The 16,518-nt window shown below is 48.2% G+C and carries 15 protein-coding genes; 7 read left to right on the top strand and 8 right to left on the bottom strand.

Annotated features, from left to right (window positions below; translation table 11 throughout):
* Positions 1-122 precede the first annotated feature (122 nt).
* From ABFC84_02645 to grdC, 7 genes are all read left to right on the top strand, one after another.
* Positions 123-527 (top strand): GrdX family protein, encoded by a 405-nt coding sequence (locus ABFC84_02645; protein ID MEN6411646.1) that lies wholly within the window; start codon positions 123-125, stop codon positions 525-527.
* Positions 528-545: 18 nt separating this feature from the next.
* Positions 546-1,472 (top strand): thioredoxin-disulfide reductase, encoded by a 927-nt coding sequence (gene trxB / locus ABFC84_02640; protein ID MEN6411645.1) that lies wholly within the window; start codon positions 546-548, stop codon positions 1,470-1,472.
* A gap of 37 nt (positions 1,473-1,509) precedes the next feature.
* Positions 1,510-1,851 carry a thioredoxin family protein gene (locus tag ABFC84_02635; GenBank protein ID MEN6411644.1) on the top strand — a complete coding sequence of 114 codons (342 nt, stop codon included), beginning with the start codon at positions 1,510-1,512 and terminating at the stop codon, positions 1,849-1,851.
* 12 nt (positions 1,852-1,863) lie between these two features.
* On the top strand, positions 1,864-3,150 hold the full coding sequence (locus ABFC84_02630) for a glycine/sarcosine/betaine reductase component B subunit (protein ID MEN6411643.1): 1,287 nt from the start codon (positions 1,864-1,866) through the stop codon (positions 3,148-3,150).
* Positions 3,151-3,192: 42 nt separating this feature from the next.
* Entirely contained in the window at positions 3,193-3,663 is a 471-nt protein-coding gene (gene grdA / locus ABFC84_02625; protein MEN6411642.1) for a glycine/sarcosine/betaine reductase complex selenoprotein A, read from the top strand.
* 24 nt (positions 3,664-3,687) lie between these two features.
* On the top strand, positions 3,688-4,995 hold the full coding sequence (grdB, locus tag ABFC84_02620; protein MEN6411641.1) for a glycine reductase complex selenoprotein B: 1,308 nt from the start codon (positions 3,688-3,690) through the stop codon (positions 4,993-4,995).
* A gap of 122 nt (positions 4,996-5,117) precedes the next feature.
* Positions 5,118-7,676, top strand: a complete 2,559-nt coding sequence (gene grdC, locus ABFC84_02615) for a glycine/sarcosine/betaine reductase complex component C subunit beta (protein MEN6411640.1) — start codon at positions 5,118-5,120, stop codon at positions 7,674-7,676.
* A 68-nt stretch (positions 7,677-7,744) separates the two neighbouring features.
* Here grdC and ABFC84_02610 read toward each other — a convergent pair whose 3' ends face one another.
* The 8 genes from ABFC84_02610 to ABFC84_02575 form a co-directional block, all read right to left on the bottom strand.
* The gene (locus ABFC84_02610) at positions 7,745-9,214 is read right to left on the bottom strand and encodes a long-chain-fatty-acid--CoA ligase (GenBank protein MEN6411639.1); all 1,470 of its coding nucleotides are present in this window, start codon (positions 9,212-9,214) and stop codon (positions 7,745-7,747) included.
* Positions 9,215-9,347: 133 nt separating this feature from the next.
* Complete coding sequence (guaA, locus tag ABFC84_02605) at positions 9,348-10,868, bottom strand: glutamine-hydrolyzing GMP synthase (protein ID MEN6411638.1); 1,521 nt, start codon at positions 10,866-10,868, stop codon at positions 9,348-9,350.
* Between the two features lie 85 nt (positions 10,869-10,953).
* On the bottom strand, positions 10,954-11,778 hold the full coding sequence (locus ABFC84_02600; protein MEN6411637.1) for an MTAP family purine nucleoside phosphorylase: 825 nt from the start codon (positions 11,776-11,778) through the stop codon (positions 10,954-10,956).
* 10 nt (positions 11,779-11,788) lie between these two features.
* Complete coding sequence (gene mqnC, locus ABFC84_02595) at positions 11,789-12,823, bottom strand: cyclic dehypoxanthinyl futalosine synthase (GenBank protein MEN6411636.1); 1,035 nt, start codon at positions 12,821-12,823, stop codon at positions 11,789-11,791.
* Positions 12,820-13,659: a menaquinone biosynthesis protein gene (locus ABFC84_02590; protein MEN6411635.1), complete on the bottom strand. Its 840-nt coding sequence runs from the start codon at positions 13,657-13,659 to the stop codon at positions 12,820-12,822. The genes mqnC and ABFC84_02590 overlap by 4 nt, the downstream gene beginning before the upstream one ends.
* 2 nt (positions 13,660-13,661) lie before the next feature.
* A complete protein-coding gene (gene mqnE, locus ABFC84_02585; GenBank protein ID MEN6411634.1) occupies positions 13,662-14,756 on the bottom strand; it encodes an aminofutalosine synthase MqnE in 1,095 nt (364 codons plus the stop codon).
* 281 nt (positions 14,757-15,037) lie between these two features.
* Positions 15,038-15,778, bottom strand: a complete 741-nt coding sequence (pdaB, locus tag ABFC84_02580; GenBank protein ID MEN6411633.1) for a polysaccharide deacetylase family sporulation protein PdaB — start codon at positions 15,776-15,778, stop codon at positions 15,038-15,040.
* Between the two features lie 54 nt (positions 15,779-15,832).
* Positions 15,833-16,477 (bottom strand): hypothetical protein, encoded by a 645-nt coding sequence (locus ABFC84_02575; protein ID MEN6411632.1) that lies wholly within the window; start codon positions 16,475-16,477, stop codon positions 15,833-15,835.
* Between the last annotated feature and the right edge of the window lie 41 nt (positions 16,478-16,518).

Genomic DNA, 16,518 nt, shown 5'->3' with positions numbered 1-16,518 from the left:
CGGGAATCTCTCAGGTTAACAGACAGAGGCCAAACACCTTGTGTTTAGGCTTCTGTTTTTTTATTTTTATTGAGCAAGCCTAACCGGCATATCATCGGATTATGTTATTAAGGGAGGCTGCTATGTTCGGCAACAGAATGATCGTAACCAACAACCCCCTTGTCCGGGATCTTATTAATACCAGAAACTTAAACCGGCAGTACAGTCTTTGCTGGATATCCGGCTGCACCGAAGATGTCCTGGCAAAGGCTTGCAGTCTCTGCCATAAATCTTACTTGCTCATCACCCACCCTTTAACCGGCAGTATTAAACCAAATCAAACCCCCTATAAAACCATTGTTTTAGAAAAATCGGCTGACGGCACCAGCGACTACCAATCGATATGGATTGCCGAATCCAGCTTTCATAAAGCCATGAGCCTATTAAAATCCCGCCCCCGTCCTCCCATAACCCAGTCAACGCTCGGCGATTTCGCCGTTATTGACTTATCCTTTTTTACCAGCTACTTAGAATCTGTAACAAATTAAAGTACAAGGAGGATGATTATGGATCGATATGATGTGATTATCATCGGCTCCGGTCCGGCAGGTCTTACCGCGGCACTATACAGCTCCCGCAGCAAATTAAAAACCATGTATATCGAGAAACTATCAACCGGCGGTCAGGCAGCTACAACCGATGAAATCGAAAATTATCCCGGTTTTTCCCAGGGAACAACCGGACCGGAATTGGTATCCCAGATGGAACAGCAAGTCAAACGCTTTGGCGCTGAATGTCTGGGCGCTAAAGTCCAAGGAATTGAACTGGCCGGACAACAGCGAATTGTCAAAACCAACAAAGGCGACTTTACTGCCAAGACAGTCATTATCGCCTCCGGCGCAGCCCCCAAGCTGCTGGGTTGTCCGGGAGAACTGAAGTTCCGGGCCCGGGGCGTATCTTACTGCGCAACCTGTGATGCCGCATTTTACGAAGGTTGTAACGTTATGGTCATCGGCGGCGGCGATTCAGCGGTAGAAGAAGCCTGTTACCTCACAAAATTTGCCGAAAAAGTATCCCTGGTTCATCGCCGCGACAGCTTGCGGGCAACTAAGATCGTTCAGGATAAAGCCTTTAATAACCCCAAACTAACTATCATTTGGGATACAATCGTTCAAGAAATCGAAGGGGACGATATCGTCGAAAAAGCAATACTGAAAAATGTAGTGACCGGCGAAATCAGCGTGATGCCGGTTGACGGCGTATTTGTCTATGTAGGGTTGGAGCCTAACACTGATTTTATTGCTGCCTTGGTGGAAACCGATGAACACGGTTACATTAAAACCGATGAAAATATGCGAACAAACGTGTCCGGCATCTATGCCGCAGGCGACGTTCGTGTTAAACTGCTGCGGCAAATCGTAACTGCCGCAGCCGACGGCGCAATTGCTGCCTTCCACGCTGAAAAATATATTGAAAGCAATTTTAAGGAGTGAAAATGTCCTGCCAAGCAGGTAAAAAGGAGGTGAAAATATGTCTAATAACCTAATCGCTATTACCAAGGAAAACTTTGACGAAGAAGTAAAACAAAGCAAGCAACCGGTACTCGTCGATTTTTGGGGTCCCCGCTGCGTACCCTGCATGGGACTTATGCCCACAGTGGAAGAGTTGGCGGAAACTTATGATGGCAAGGTCAAATTCTGCAAGGTGAATACGGCAGAAAATCGTCGTTTGGTAATTCAACTCAGAGTCATGAGTCTGCCAACCTTCCAATTCTACAAAAACGGCAAGCTTGTCAGCGAACTGCAAGGGTCCTTTGGTCAAGAAGAAATTGAAGAAAAAATTCAACTGCTTCTTGGCGAACCCCAATTGTAAAGGAGGGATAACATGCGTCTTGTGCTTGGTAAAATTAACATCAAAGACGTGGAATTTGCCCCAGTCACAAAAGTGGACAACGGAATCCTCATGGTCAACCAGGAAGAGTTGGCATCACTTATCAAAGAAGACAGCCGAATTACCAATGTTGATATCTTCCTGGCCAAACCCGGCGATAGTACCCGCATTATTCCGGTGAAAGACGTCATTGAGCCCAGGGTAAAAGTGGAAGGTCCCGGCAATGTGTTCCCTGGATTTCTCGGAAAAGTGGATATGGTCGGCAGCGGCCGTACCCATGTACTAAAAGGTGCAGCCGTAGTGACCACCGGTAAAATCGTCGGATTCCAGGAAGGAATCATCGACATGACCGGTCCTGGCGCCGAGTATACCCCATTTTCACAGACCTATAATGTTGTCATAAAGGCGGAGCCCGTACCTGGTTTATCCCAGCACGAACACGAAAGCATTCTGCGAATCGCCGGCTTTAAAGCAGCCGCCTACTTAGGCGAAGCCGGACGGAATATTTCTGCCGACGAAGAAGAAGTTTATGATGTCCCCAGCATTGCCGAAGCACTGCGGAAGTATCCCGGCCTGCCGAAAGTAGCCTATGTATATATGCTGCAAACTCAGGGCTTGCTCCATGACACCTATGTCTACGGAGTAGATGCCAAACGGATACTTCCCACTTTCATCTCTCCTACCGAAGTTATGGACGGAGCCATTGTCAGCGGCAACTGCGTATCAGCCTGCGATAAAAATCCCACCTATGTTCACCAGAACAATCCGGTAATCCGCGAGCTATTCCGCCGTCATGGCCAGGATTACAACTTTATTGCCACTATCATCACCAACGAAAATGTCACCTTGGCCGACAAAGAACGTTCTTCCAACTATACGGCGAAGCTTGCCGAAATGATCGGTATTGATGCCGCTATCATCACTGAGGAAGGGTTCGGCAACCCGGACGCCGATCTGGTTATGAACTGCCGGAAATTAGAACAAAAAGGGATCAAGACCGTTCTGATTACCGATGAATACGCCGGTCGGGACGGTAGTTCCCAGTCACTGGCCGACACCACTCCGGAAGCGACCGCGGTCGTAACCGGCGGCAACGCCAATGAAACGATTGTTTTGCCTAAACTAGCTACCGTTATCGGCCATCAAGAAGTAGCCGATACTATCGCCGGTGGATTTTCCGGATCATTGCGAAGTGACGGAAGTATTGAAGTGGAAATCCAAGCTCTAACCGGAGCAACCAGTGAAGTTGGCTTTACTAAATTGGGTGTTAACGGATTCTAACCACAAGTAAGTCCAATTAAATCAAATCAAGGAGGAAAAGTCATGGCAATTTTAGCTGGTAAAAAAATTATCATTATCGGCGACCGTGACGGTGTTCCCGGTCCCGCAATTGTTGAATGTGCTATCAGCGCCGGCGCAGAAATTATCTTTGCCACTACCGAATGTTTTGTCTGAACTGCCGCCGGCTCGATGGACCTGCAAAACCAAGCTCGCGTTAAAGAGTTAACCGAGGAAATCGGCGGAGAAAATATCGTTGTACTGCTGGGGACTGCTGAACCCGACAGTGCATCCATTACCGCCGAAACGGTTACGCTGGGCGATCCTACTTATGCAGGTGCTCTGGCCGGAGTCCCGTTGGGACTCAGTGTTTATCATATTCTTGAACCTGAAATCAAAGCGGAAATTGCTCCTGCCGTGTACGAAGAACAGGCAGCGATGATGGAAATGGTGGTGGACGTAGATGGTCTTGCCGCCGAAGTTTCCAAAATGCGTCAAGAAGGTAGCAAATTTTAATTCTGCCAAAAAGGGGGTAATACTGTGGCCAAACTGAAAGTCGTTCACTATCTGAACCAATTCTTCGGTCAGATAGGCGGCGAAGAAAAAGCAACTGTCGCCCCAATGAAGAAAGACGGCCCGGTTGGTCCCGGACTGGCGCTCAACGCAGCCTTCAATGGGCAGGCTGAAGTCGTCGGCACGGTGATTTGCGGGGATAGTTTCTTCGCTGAAAATATAGATGCAGCTTTGTGTCAAGTACTAAGCTTCATTAAAGAATATCAGCCTGATCTGGTCATTACCGGGCCGGCATTTAATGCCGGTCGTTATGGCACCGCCTGCGGCGCTGTTGCCGATGCGGTGCAGCAACAATTGGGCCTGCCGGCTGTCAGCGGAATGTATCCGGAAAATCCCGGAGCTGATCTGTATAAAAAGTCGATTTATATTATCGAAACAGCCAACTCCGCCATTGGCATGCGTAAAGCCGTTCCAAAAATGGCAGCCCTCGCCTTAAAGCTTGCCGACAAACAATCAATTGGTACTCCGGAAAAAGAAGGCTATATTGCCCGCGGCATTCGGAAAAACTTCTTCGCCAGTGATACCGGCGCCAAACGGGCGGTCGACATGCTGGTAAACAAACTAACCGGAGGGGAATTTGTCACTGAACTGCCCATGCCGGCTTTTGATCGTGTTTCGCCAAATCCTGCGATTAAAGATATAACCAAAGCAACCATTGCCTTAGTTACTTCCGGCGGCATCGTTCCTAAAGGAAATCCTGACCGCATCGAGTCATCCTCCGCCTCAAAATTCGGCAAATATTCGATTGCCGGCGTTTCCGACCTAACCCCGGAAACATTCCAGACGGCTCATGGCGGCTATGACCCGGTATATGCCAACCAGGATGCCGATCGGGTGCTGCCGATTGATGTATTGCGAGAGATGGAACAGCAAGGCATAATCGGCAAGCTTCATGATTTCTATTATGCCACAGTAGGTAATGGCACATCGGTAGCTAATGCTTCCCGTTTTGGCAAGGCCATCGCAGCCGAGCTCAGGAATGATGGTGTGGATGCCGTCATCCTGACATCAACCTGAGGGACCTGTACTCGCTGCGGCGCAGCGATTGTAAAAGAAATTGAGCGAGCCGGTCTGCCGGTAGTTCATATGTGCACCATTGTGCCAATCAGCAAAACAGTTGGCGCCAACCGCATTGTGCCTACCGTCGCCATTCCTCATCCCCTGGGCAATCCGGCTCTCACTGCGGAAGGTGAAAAAGTCATAAGACATAACTTAGTAGCAAAAGCATTAAAAGCCCTGTCAACCGAAATTGACGAACAGACGGTTTTTGAATAAGAATACCCCATAACAGATCAGATTGCTTCGTAACATTCGCCGCTGTGATATAAAATTTCACAGCGGCAACGGGGCAATCTTGTTTTCTAAAAAGCAAAAACTCTACAGAGGGAGGTATGAACATGCCTGTTATTCGCGGCGTTAGTTACTCACTGATCCACGCTCCTGATATTTTGTATCACGCCGGTGCTACCCAAGCTGCCGAGCGACTGAAAAACCCTGATTCCGACTACCTGAAAAACCTCAAACAGCACTTGCGCACATACGAAGACTGCTTACGCTACCTGCCGAACCAGGCCTATATCGGCAACATAGCTTTGGATCAATTACGGGCAATTTCCCGCCCCTGGTACAATCGTCAAAGCGACCATCACTGCCGTTGGGGGCCTTTTGGTGAAATTATGCCGGAAGAAGAATTTTACGGCATGCTGAAAATCGCCGATTCTTTTGATTTGGTTGTTTTAGAAGAAACTTTTTTAGACAATGTAAAAACAAAATTAGCAGCTCATAAATTAATCGACGAAAAGAATGCAGCCCGAATTGCCGCCGGCAAACCCCTGGCGGATATCGAAAAACTGGTAGCAGCTCATACCGCAGAAGGTTTGTATCTTGGTGAACGGCTTGTGGGGTGCGTTCGGCAAGCCCATGAAATCGACAACAACTTATCCGCCCACGTTATGCTGGAAAATCTGGTTGTCAAGGCTTCCGGCATCTTAGTACTGCTGCATCTTTTGCACAACAGCGGTATCAACCCCGCCGAAATCGATTATATCATCGAATGCTCCGAAGAAGCCTGCGGCGATATGAATCAGCGCGGCGGCGGTAATTTTGCCAAAGCCCTGGGGGAAATGGCCGGGCTTACCAGCGCCAGCGGCTGTGATGTCCGGGGATTCTGCGCCGGCCCCACCCACGCCCTGCTGCAAGCCGCTTCCCTGGTTAAAGTCGGGGTGTTCCAAAATGTTGCAGTAGTAGGCGGTGGATCGGCTGCCAAATTGGGAATGAACGGTAAAGATCATGTGGCAAAAGGCATGCCGGCATTAGAAGACGTTCTTGGCACCTTTGCCCTTTTGATTTCAAAAAACGATGGTATAAACCCAGTCATCCGCCTGGATGTCATCGGCAAACACAACATCGGTTCCGGCGCTTCCCCCCAGCAGGTAATGAAGGCTTTAGTCAGCGAGCCGCTAGGCCGCCTCAAGCGGAAAATTACCGATATCAATTACTACTCGGTAGAAATGCAAAATCCCGAACTGACCGAACCGGCCGGCGCCGGCAACGTACCGGAAGCCAACTATAAAATGATCGGCGCTCTGGCGGTAATGGCCGGTGAAATCCAGCGTCCCGAACTGATGCGATTCGTTGAAAAACATGGATTGCCCGGTTTCGCCCCCACCCAAGGGCACATTCCCTCCGGCGTTCCGGTCCTAGGCTATATTCGGGACAAAATGCTGTCCGGCCAAGTCGACAGTACAATGTTAATTGGCAAGGGCAGTTTGTTCCTGGGTAGAATGACCAATCTTTTTGACGGGCTGTCGCTGATTATTGAAAGAAACAGCGGAATAGCAGATGAACAAGCCAGCTTAGAAACCTGCAGCAAACGCTCCGGGCTCAAAGTCGGAATCACCCTGCTGGGCAGCGAACACGGCGTACAGGAAGTATTACAAGGAGCCGAAGCGGCACAGCAGCAACTAGCTGATGCTGAAGTCATAGTCATCGGCCCGCCTGATGTCCAAACAAAATTAACCAAGATTATCGTTTCCACCGTCGAAGCAGGCCAGTCGAAAATGGAGGAATTACTGGAATCGGGTCAACTTTCCGCCGCCGTGACTATGCATTACAACTTCCCTATCGGCACTTCCACCGTCGGGCTCGCCATCACCCCCGGCTGCGGTAAAAAAATGTTTATCGCCAATACTACCGGCACTTCCTCTACCGACCGGGTTACCGGCATGGTGAAAAATGCCTTATTGGGCATTGCCGCTGCCAAAGCCTACGGTATCGGCAGCCCGACAGTAGGCATCTTAAACGTTGACGGCTCCCGGCAGGTGGAACGAATCCTGCGGGAGCTGAAAAGCAACGGTTATATCATCGAATTGGCAGAAAGCCTGCGAGCCGACGGCGGCATTATTATGCGTGGCAATGATCTCCTGGCCGGAACCCCGGATATCATGGTAACTGACAGTCTGACCGGCAATTTGCTGATAAAAATGTTTTCCGCTTTTACCACCGGCGGCAATTACGAATGCCTCGGCTACGGCTATGGTCCTGGGATAGGCGAAGACTTTGACAAGATCATCAATATTATTTCCCGGTCATCCGGAGCGCCGGTAATCACCGGAGCCATCTGCTACGCGGCTGCAGTTGCCCGGGGCAAGCTATTGACAATGGTCAAGCGGGAATTTGCTGCTGCCAACACAGCCGACTTGGCTAATTTGCTTGCGCCGCAGATAAGGTCAGCTGTACCTAGCAAGCAAGCGTCCCCTCTCCCGAAAAAAGTGGTAAGTCAGCAAATTACCGGCATTGACGTATTGGAACTGGAGGCTGCTCAAAACCTGCTATGGCAGCATACTCTTTACGCTGAAACCGGAATGGGCTGCACCGGTCCCGTGATCTTAGTAGCAGCGGAGGACTTAGAATCATCTCTCAGCCTATTGAAGGAACACCGCTATCTTCTGCAATAAGTACTAACGGCCACAGTTTCCAAAGAAACTGTGGCCGTGTTTTCAATCCGATCTTATTGTCCGCAAGCCTAAGCCTGCTCCCGCAAAACTCTTTTTAGTATCTTTCCGGTTGCATTCTTAGGTAAAGAATTGCAGATCACAATTTCTTTGGGAATTTTGTAAGCAGCGAGATTTTCCTTCAAGTAGTTCCGCAGCTTCTTTGTATCAAGGGTTTGTCCTTCTTCCGGCACTACGCAAGCCCGGGCATAGTCGCCGCGCAGTTTATCGGGAACCCCAATAACTGCAGCTTCCAGCACACCAGGATAGGTATATATCAACTCTTCAATTTCCCGGGGATAAATGTTTTCACCGCCGGCAATAATCATATCTTTAAGGCGATCCACAATAAAAATATAGCCTGCTTCATCCCGGTAAGCCAGATCCCCGGTGTGCAGCCAGCCCTGCCGGACCGTCTGCGCCGATTCTGCCGGTAAATTGTAATATCCTTTCATCACCACCGGCCCCTGCACCAGCAATTCACCGATCTCGCCTTCGGGCAGGACCTGAGCGTTATCCACATCAATAATACAAACCCGGATTCCCGGCAAAGCTTTGCCTACCGAACCGGTTTTTGTTTTATCCACCGGATTTACCGTTACCACAGGAGATGCCTCTGAAAGGCCGTATCCTTCCACTATCGCTTTTCCCGTCTTAGCCTGAAACTGCCGTAAAATCTCCTGAGGCAAAGAAGAGCCGCCGGAAATAAACAGCCTCACCTTCGCAAAATCCTCCGGAGTGCCCCAGGTCGCGAATAACTTATACAAAGCGGGAATACCAAATACCACCGTCAGACCGCTGTTGCGAATCAAGCTGATGTTCTCCCGAATCGAAAAATTATCGGCAATCGTAATCGCCGCACCTTTCAGCAAAGGGGTCAATACTGCGCAAGTCCAGGCAAAACAGTGGAACATTGGCAATATGCACAAAACATTATCTTCCGCCTTTATCAGAACGGCTTCAGAAAAGGCTCTGGCATCGCTAATCAGATTATCATGAGTCAGCATAGCTCCTTTGGGATATCCGGTAGTACCCGAAGTATAAATGATCACAGCAACAGTATCCCCGGCAAACTCCCTGGCAACAGGTGCAGGTGAAAAGCATATTTTATCTATTTCGGCAGAAAATTTTGAAATAATCAATTGATGTACTTTCTGGGTATAACCAAACCGCGCAGAATCTAATTTTAAAGGCTGCATGGTTACAATATGCCTCATCCTGGCGTCTTGTACGATATACGATATTTCCCGGGAAACAAGCTGAAAGTTAAGCGGAACAACCACTGCACCCAAACTGACAATGGCTAAATAACTATAAACAAATTCAACGGAATTTTTAGAAACAATGCCTACATTTTCACCCGGCCGAATTCCCTGCTGATAAAAATAGCTCCGGTAACGTTCCACTTGCTGCTGCAATTGGCCATAAGTAACTGTTTGCTGTTTATCAAAAAGTGCCGGCTCTTCCCCTTTTCCCTGGCAGATCAACTGATGGACTAACATATATTGCCTCCTCTTATATGGCGATATTTTGGGTGAAGAAATCTTGACAAAAAATATCCGCACACAGCAGCCCTCCTGCGAATTTGCAGAAGGGCCGGACTCATGGCTCTACGGATTACTTATATGGCTATACTTATTCCCATTCAATTGTCGACGGCGGTTTGGATGTAATATCATAGACAACACGGTTCACACCCTTCACCTCGTTCACAATACGACGGGAGATCACATCAAGCACCTCGTAGGGCAACCGCACCCAATCGGCAGTCATACCATCTTCACTGGAAACAATGCGAAGGCCTACCGAATAAGCGTAAGTTCGTTCATCTCCCATAACACCAACACTCTTCATTGCCGGCAAAACGGCAAAGGACTGCCATACTTTCCGGTAAAGGCCGGCATTCTTAATTTCCTGATAAACAATAGCATCTGCTTCCCGCAGAATTTCTAACCGTTCTTCGGTGATTTCACCAATAATACGAATTGCCAAGCCCGGTCCCGGAAAAGGCTGACGCCAGACGATATCTTCCGGCAGATTCAGTTCTCTGGCCAAGACTCTTACTTCATCCTTAAACAAATCGCGCAATGGCTCTACTAATTGAAATTTCATATCTTCCGGCAAGCCGCCAACATTGTGATGGCTTTTAATCACCGCTGCCGTTGCCGTGCCACTTTCAATCACGTCAGGATATAATGTGCCTTGTACCAGAAAATCCATTTCACCAAGCTTAGCGGCTTCCGCTTCAAATACACGAATAAATTCTTCACCAATAATTTTTCGCTTTTTCTCCGGCTCGGTTACACCCCTCATGCGACTCAAAAACCGATCTGCCGCATTGGCATAGACTAAATTCATGTGAAAGCCGTCCCGGAAGGTCTTTACTACCTGTTCCGGTTCCCCTTGCCGCAAAAAGCCGTGGTTTACAAATACACAGGTAAGCTGGTCGCCAACCGCGCGATGCACCAGCACGGCAGCTACCGACGAATCAACTCCGCCGCTTAAGGCACACAGAACCTTTCTGTTGCCAACCTGAGCACGAATTTTTTCAATAGCGTGATCAACAAAAGACCCCATATCCCAATCGCCTTTGCAGCCGCAAATATCGAAAAGAAAATTTCGCAGCATTTTCATGCCTTCCGGTGTATGTACTACTTCCGGATGAAACTGCACGCCGAAAATTCGGCGGCTGCTGTCGGCCATAGCTGCTACCGGACTGCTTTTAGTATGAGCCGTTATTGAAAATTTTTGCGGCGGCTGTTCAATATAATCACCATGACTCATCCAAACCTGGGTTTCCTCAGTGATTTCATGAAATACTCCGGCTGCCGCATCCACATATAAATGAGTGTTCCCATATTCACGGGAATCAGCATGAACCACCTGTCCGCCCAGCAGCTTGGCAATAAGCTGCATCCCATAACAAATTCCCAGCACCGGAATTGAAAGTTCAAATATTTTTTCATCACATTTTGGCGCATTTTCACTGTAGACACTAGACGGACCGCCGGAAAATACAATACCTTTTGGCTGAAGTGAAGTTATTTTTTCAATTGAGGTGTTAAACGGCAAAATCTCGCAATATACGCCGCATTCGCGAATACGCCTGGCAATCAGCTGGCTGTACTGCCCGCCGAAATCCATTACCAACACCATTTCTTTTTGCTGTGCTATCACTACACTATACCCCTCCTTGGTAAAATGAGAGAAACAATATTAGACGATAATATACCATACTTTACTACTTGTTGTAAATACCCTTAAGCAGCGTTTCTTTCCGCAAACTCCGGCACTCGCATTTTCCCGTTGCAGCAAGCTGCCGGATAGAATCCAAAATAATACGGCTGATCATGGGTGCATCATCATAAAAAATATCCTGCAGCTGCTGATGCGACCAATTTTTCACCACACCTTCGCCATAATTGACCACAAAATACAGCCCGGCAAAGCAAGCGCCGATTTCCCTTGCCAGATACACCTCCGGACAAATGCTCTGCCCGACAATATCGGCATGCCCCCGGAGCATACCAATTTCCGCCGGACTTTCAAAATGGCGCCCATCGGTAACCGCATATACGCCCCGTTGAAAAATCCGGCCTGAATAATGCTGGCGGGTCATTTTCAATAAAACTTCCCGGATTTCCGGACATAGCGCATCCCGCATAACTAACAAATATTTTCCTTCTAAGCCAACATCCTTACGCAGCGATAAATCAAGATAATCGTCAGGAATTACAAAATCCCGGGGGTCCAGCAGCTGATTCACCGATCCTACGCCGCCTTCACCAATGATCCGCTTCACGCCGGCTTCCCTCAGAACCCAGAATACCTGCCGGGAAGCATCGGCACGGCTCACCCCCGTCCGCCAGCCATGCATGCGGCAGGTCAGTACCTGCCGGTCATCGACACTAAACAGACGAAAAGCCGGACTTAACCCATAGGGAGTTTCAAATTCCAGGTCATCCGCCAGTATTTTCACTCCCGTATCACCGGCGCCTAAAGGAAAATCGCTGGACAGTGTACCGGACCCGGCAATTACTGCAAAATCTGTCTGCAATAAATTCATTTTCCGAACCTCACTCGAATGTTTTTATAATATTATATTCTGTATCCCGCTGGGCAGGAATTTTACCGGCGGCCCGAATCAATCCCAGCATTTTTTCAATCGACATCTGATAAGAAGTTCCGGCAGCCCGGACAACATTTTCCTCCAGCATAATACTGCCTAAATCATCAGCACCAAAAGCCAATGTCAGTTGACCAATGTTTTGTCCCTGAGTCACCCAGGAACCCTGGATATGACTAAAATTATGCAAATATAGCCGCGCTACCGCCAGCGTTCTCAGATAATCCCAGGTAGATGTTTTCGTTCCGCCGAGAACAGTGTTTCCCGGTTGGTATGACCACATAATAAAAGCACGAAATCCGCCGGTTCTTTCTTGCAGCCGGCGAATCTTTTCCAGGTGTTCAACCCGGTCAGCATATGTTTCCCCCATGCCGATGACCATAGTCGCCGTACTTTCCAAGCCAATTGCATGCGCCGCCTCCATAACAGCCAGCCAATCCCCGGCACTGATTTTGCGGGGACTGACTCTTTGCCGTACGGCATCAACCAATATCTCAGCGCCGCCGCCCGGCAGAGAATCCAAACCGGCTGCTTTTAAACGCCGCAGTGTTTCGCCTAGCGTCAGACCGGCCTGACGCGCCATATGCATTACCTCGGCCGGTGAAAAAGAATGAATCGTGATCGTAAACCGTTTTTTTATTTTCTGCAGCAAATTCAAATAATAATCCAGCCCCAAGTCAGGATGCAAACCTCCCTGCAGCATAACCTGAGTGCCGCCTGCATGGATCGCTTCTTCTATTTTCTCCAGTATAACCGATTCAGGCAGAACATAGGCCTCCGGATGATCCGCCCGGCGAAAGAAGGCGCAGAACTTACATTCATTGGTACATATGTTAGTGTAATTAATGTTGCGATCAATCACAAAAGTAACAATATTCCCCGGATGAAGTTTTTTCCTCATCTGGTCGGCTGCCATCCCCAGCTCGAGAATATCCGCCTCAGCCAATAAGTTCAGAGCTTCCTGCGAACTAAGCACCGTACTCATGCTTGTACCTCCGCAAAATTTATGGTCGGTACGGATTGAATCAAACCGAGCTCATTGGCCAAAGTATAAAATTTCACCAGCGCCTGTTCATGCTCCGGCGAAAATTGGTAATTTAATAAACCGATATAATGACTGAGCTGGTTACTGCTAAACGGTACTTTGCCATTCATTGAGTCAACGGCATCCGCCAAATGTGACAGTCCGAAATTAAAACCGCTTGTAACCCGCTCATAAATCATTTGTACCGCTTCCGGCTGCCTATCAGCAAACTGGCGATTTACGACCCATACGGCATAAACCATTCGCATCCCAGTAAGTTTTTTCCATTCCGCACCCAAATCATAATAAAAGAGCTCCGGCTGCTGATTATGATACGCATATAACGCATCATCACCGATAAATAATACGGCGTCAGCTTCCTCCAATACCCCGCCGTCAATTGACAAGGAGGTAATATAATATTCCGGCTGGGCTTGATAGGAGTGATGCAGGATAATCTTCAACAAACAGTGGGAAGTCGCCGATTTGGCCGTTAAGGCAATTCGGGACTGTTTCAATTCGTTAATCGGATGCTTCGATACCAGCATGATACTTTCCAGCGCCCCGTTGGCGCTGATCGAAACATCCGGCAGCAAAACAAGCCGGTCACTATTCCGGGCATAGACAATTGACGATACCGGGCTGGCATCCAGTTCTCCCTCAAGCACTAAACGGTTTAGGCTGGAGGGAACAGCTGAATGTACGTTCATTCCCTCATCAAAACCGCCATAAACCAATCCGTAGTTTAACGGTAAACAGTTAATAAAATTAATATGTCCTAAACGGGGTTGTTTCATGTTTACAGCTCCTCGCTCAGGATTTTCAACGGATTGTAAAAAGTATCCCGTTCAACAGGAACATACCCTGTTTCACGAACAAGACTAATGATCTCCGCCTTAGTAATCCCTGTTTTTGTTTTTGCCCCGGCAGCATGAATAATTTTTTCTTCCACTACCGTACCGTCCAAATCATCCACACCGAAAGACAGTGATAGTTGCGCCACAGGCAGAGTCAGCATCATCCAAAAAGCCTTAACGTGATCAAAGTTGTCAAGAATCAGCCGCGACAGAGCAATCATCTTCAGATCTTCCCAGGAGGATACCCGGGAAAGCTGGGAAAATCCTGTATTGGCAGGGTGAAAGGGAAATGCCACAAAGGCCTGAAATCCCTTCGTTTGATCCTGTATGTTTCTCAGGGTGATTAAATGCTGAATACGCTGCTCAATACTTTCAATATGTCCGTAAAGCATAGTCGCATTCGTGGGAATACCCAGCCGGTGCGCTGTTGTAATAACCCCAATCCACTCGGCGGTACTGGCTTTATTGGGACAAATTATCTTTCGCACGCTGTCATCCAGTATCTCAGCCCCGCCGCCCGGCAGAGAGTCCAGCCCCGCCGCCTTAAGCTGCTCCAGAACCGCTTGAACCGACAATCCGGAGCTTTTGGCAAAATGGACAATTTCTACCGGCGTAAATGCTTTCAAATGTACAGCGGGCAATGTCTGCTTCACGGCAGCAACAATATCCAAATAATAGCGAAAAGGCTTATCCGGATGCAGCGCGCTTACCATATGAATTTCAGTAAGCTCAGGCGATCGTTCCGCCGCTTCCCTGACCATACGAACAACATCCGGCTTTTCCAGAACGTAAGCTCGCTCGCTGTCGGCATCACAGGCAAAAGCGCATAAAGGACAGCGGGATGCACATATATTGGTAAGATTTATATGCCGGTTCACATTAAAATACACATCACGTCCGGACTTCTGCTCCTTAATAGCCCGGGCCAGCCCCGCCAACGCCAGCAAATCGTTTTCCCGATAAAGCGCCAAAGCTTCGGCAAAATCAATACGCCCACCGCTGAGCAGCTTTTCCGATACTAGGTTTACAGTACACATTCCATTTATCAGCCACCTTATCTTACTGCTATAGCCCCAGGCAGCAAAATTCAGCTGTATTCCGTGCTTGCTGCCTGGGTGATTTTGTAAAAATAAATTATTTTATGCCAGCGGCATTTTTCAACATTTTTTGTAATTTTATATACTTCGTGCTCGTCTTTCATTTCCCTGCTTCGTGATATCCCCTATTAACGTAAAAAAAGATTGCTTCGCAGTCGCGAAACAATCTTTCTTAAAATGATCAAGCTCTGAGCAATAGGAACAGGACATCTTACCTGGAACTAATGGCGTTGAACTCCCCGCTCAGCATAATTGCTTAACAGTTCACTAACAGTTACAATCTGATACCCTTCGGCTTTTATTCGTTCCAAAAGCAGCGGCAGTGCATCCGCCGTCTGAACCGGCGTATCCGAAGCGTGCAGCAGAATAATGGCCCCCGGCTTGATTCGTTTCATTACCCGGCTAATAATCACATCCCGTCCGGGATTTTTCCAATCCAGAGAATCCACATTCCAAATGATTGTTTTATACCCTAATTCATCGGTTGCTTTCAGGGACTGCTGACTATAATGTCCATTCGGCGGACGAAGCAGCGTCGGCTCTATACCCGTAACTTCCCTGATTTGATTATGGGCTTTTTGAATATCCTCTCTTACCCATTCAGCCGGCATATCGCCATAATTCTCATGCCGATAACCATGGCTGGCAATCTCATGTCCATCGGCAACCATCCGTTTAGCCACCTCCGGATACTTCTGTGCCCATGGCCCCATAATAAAAAAGGTCACTTTTGTATTATTTTTTTGCAGCGTATCCAAAATAGACGGCGTAAACTTATTGCCCCAGGAGTGGTCGAAGGTCAACGCAACCACCTTCTGGTCAGTACGCGTACCGGCGATTGCCATTGGTCCGGTTGAAATCAGATCGGAAACCTGCACATAAAAGGCTCCAATCGTAAACAAGCCGATTATACTATAAAATATATGCCGATGATGAAAGATCTGCCGTAAATTCACAATCATGAATAATCCCCCCCGCCGCAATATACAATAGTATCTATGCAGCGCAGCGGAGAATTATGAAAGCCAGCGAAGATATGGATACTTTTTCATAAAATGAAGCATCAAGCGATCGGAAATCGTATACGCCAGACGCAGGGTAATCAGCAGGCAAATCGCCGTAATCCACCATACCCAGTCGCTATGGCGAATTTCCGACGGAATCAAGAGTCCTGCCAGCAGCATGACAATCACAAAAGCTGCAGATAAAGGAATCACGGTATGAATCATTCCAAACCCAATATAAGAATATAATCCGGCGGCAAAACTATCCTTACTGCTAACAAACAACTCTTCTATATCAGCAAATTTCGCGTTCACCCATTCGGCGGAATCCCCGCTGACTGCCAGCGCTCCCCTTGCCGGCGCATAACTTTTAATCATAATCGCCAGAGATCCTTGTCCGGGAATTTCAACGGTAATTTTTAGGCTGTCGATACGCGGCAGCGCTGCAAGCAGCGCCGTCAGTTCCGACCATTCCGTCACAATTTGCTCAGAACGATTCTGCTCTTCTTTTTCCCCCAGCAGATCATCATCAGTGCCTACTTTTGCCTCCCAGGTAAAATCGCCCTCACTGCCTAAAATATTCCATAGCTTATCCATGAAAGCCGAATTAATATTGCATGCCGGTAATCGTCCCTGTTGGATTACATCCTTTGACAACGAATTAGCCCCCCAAGCTGTGCGCAGATCAATAGAACCTT

This window comes from Veillonellales bacterium, assembly GCA_039680175.1.
In the GTDB taxonomy this organism is placed as follows: domain Bacteria; phylum Bacillota; class Negativicutes; order JAAYSF01; family JAAYSF01; genus JBDKTO01.
This window is presented reverse-complemented; position numbering and strand designations above follow the sequence as displayed.

What these genes read in the sequence shown, in the direction of transcription:
- ABFC84_02635 (MEN6411644.1), top strand. Translation starts at nt 1,510, where the DNA reads ATGTCTAATAACCTAATCGCTATTACCAAGGAAAACTTTGACGAAGAA.
- pdaB (MEN6411633.1), bottom strand. Translation starts at nt 15,778, where the DNA reads ATGATTGTGAATTTACGGCAGATCTTTCATCATCGGCATATATTTTAT.
- ABFC84_02630 (MEN6411643.1), top strand. Translation starts at nt 1,864, where the DNA reads ATGCGTCTTGTGCTTGGTAAAATTAACATCAAAGACGTGGAATTTGCC.
- mqnE (MEN6411634.1), bottom strand. Translation starts at nt 14,756, where the DNA reads ATGTGTACTGTAAACCTAGTATCGGAAAAGCTGCTCAGCGGTGGGCGT.
- mqnC (MEN6411636.1), bottom strand. Translation starts at nt 12,823, where the DNA reads ATGAGTACGGTGCTTAGTTCGCAGGAAGCTCTGAACTTATTGGCTGAG.
- guaA (MEN6411638.1), bottom strand. Translation starts at nt 10,868, where the DNA reads ATGGTGTTGGTAATGGATTTCGGCGGGCAGTACAGCCAGCTGATTGCC.
- ABFC84_02610 (MEN6411639.1), bottom strand. Translation starts at nt 9,214, where the DNA reads ATGTTAGTCCATCAGTTGATCTGCCAGGGAAAAGGGGAAGAGCCGGCA.
- ABFC84_02590 (MEN6411635.1), bottom strand. Translation starts at nt 13,659, where the DNA reads ATGAAACAACCCCGTTTAGGACATATTAATTTTATTAACTGTTTACCG.
- ABFC84_02645 (MEN6411646.1), top strand. Translation starts at nt 123, where the DNA reads ATGTTCGGCAACAGAATGATCGTAACCAACAACCCCCTTGTCCGGGAT.
- ABFC84_02600 (MEN6411637.1), bottom strand. Translation starts at nt 11,778, where the DNA reads ATGAATTTATTGCAGACAGATTTTGCAGTAATTGCCGGGTCCGGTACA.
- trxB (MEN6411645.1), top strand. Translation starts at nt 546, where the DNA reads ATGGATCGATATGATGTGATTATCATCGGCTCCGGTCCGGCAGGTCTT.
- grdC (MEN6411640.1), top strand. Translation starts at nt 5,118, where the DNA reads ATGCCTGTTATTCGCGGCGTTAGTTACTCACTGATCCACGCTCCTGAT.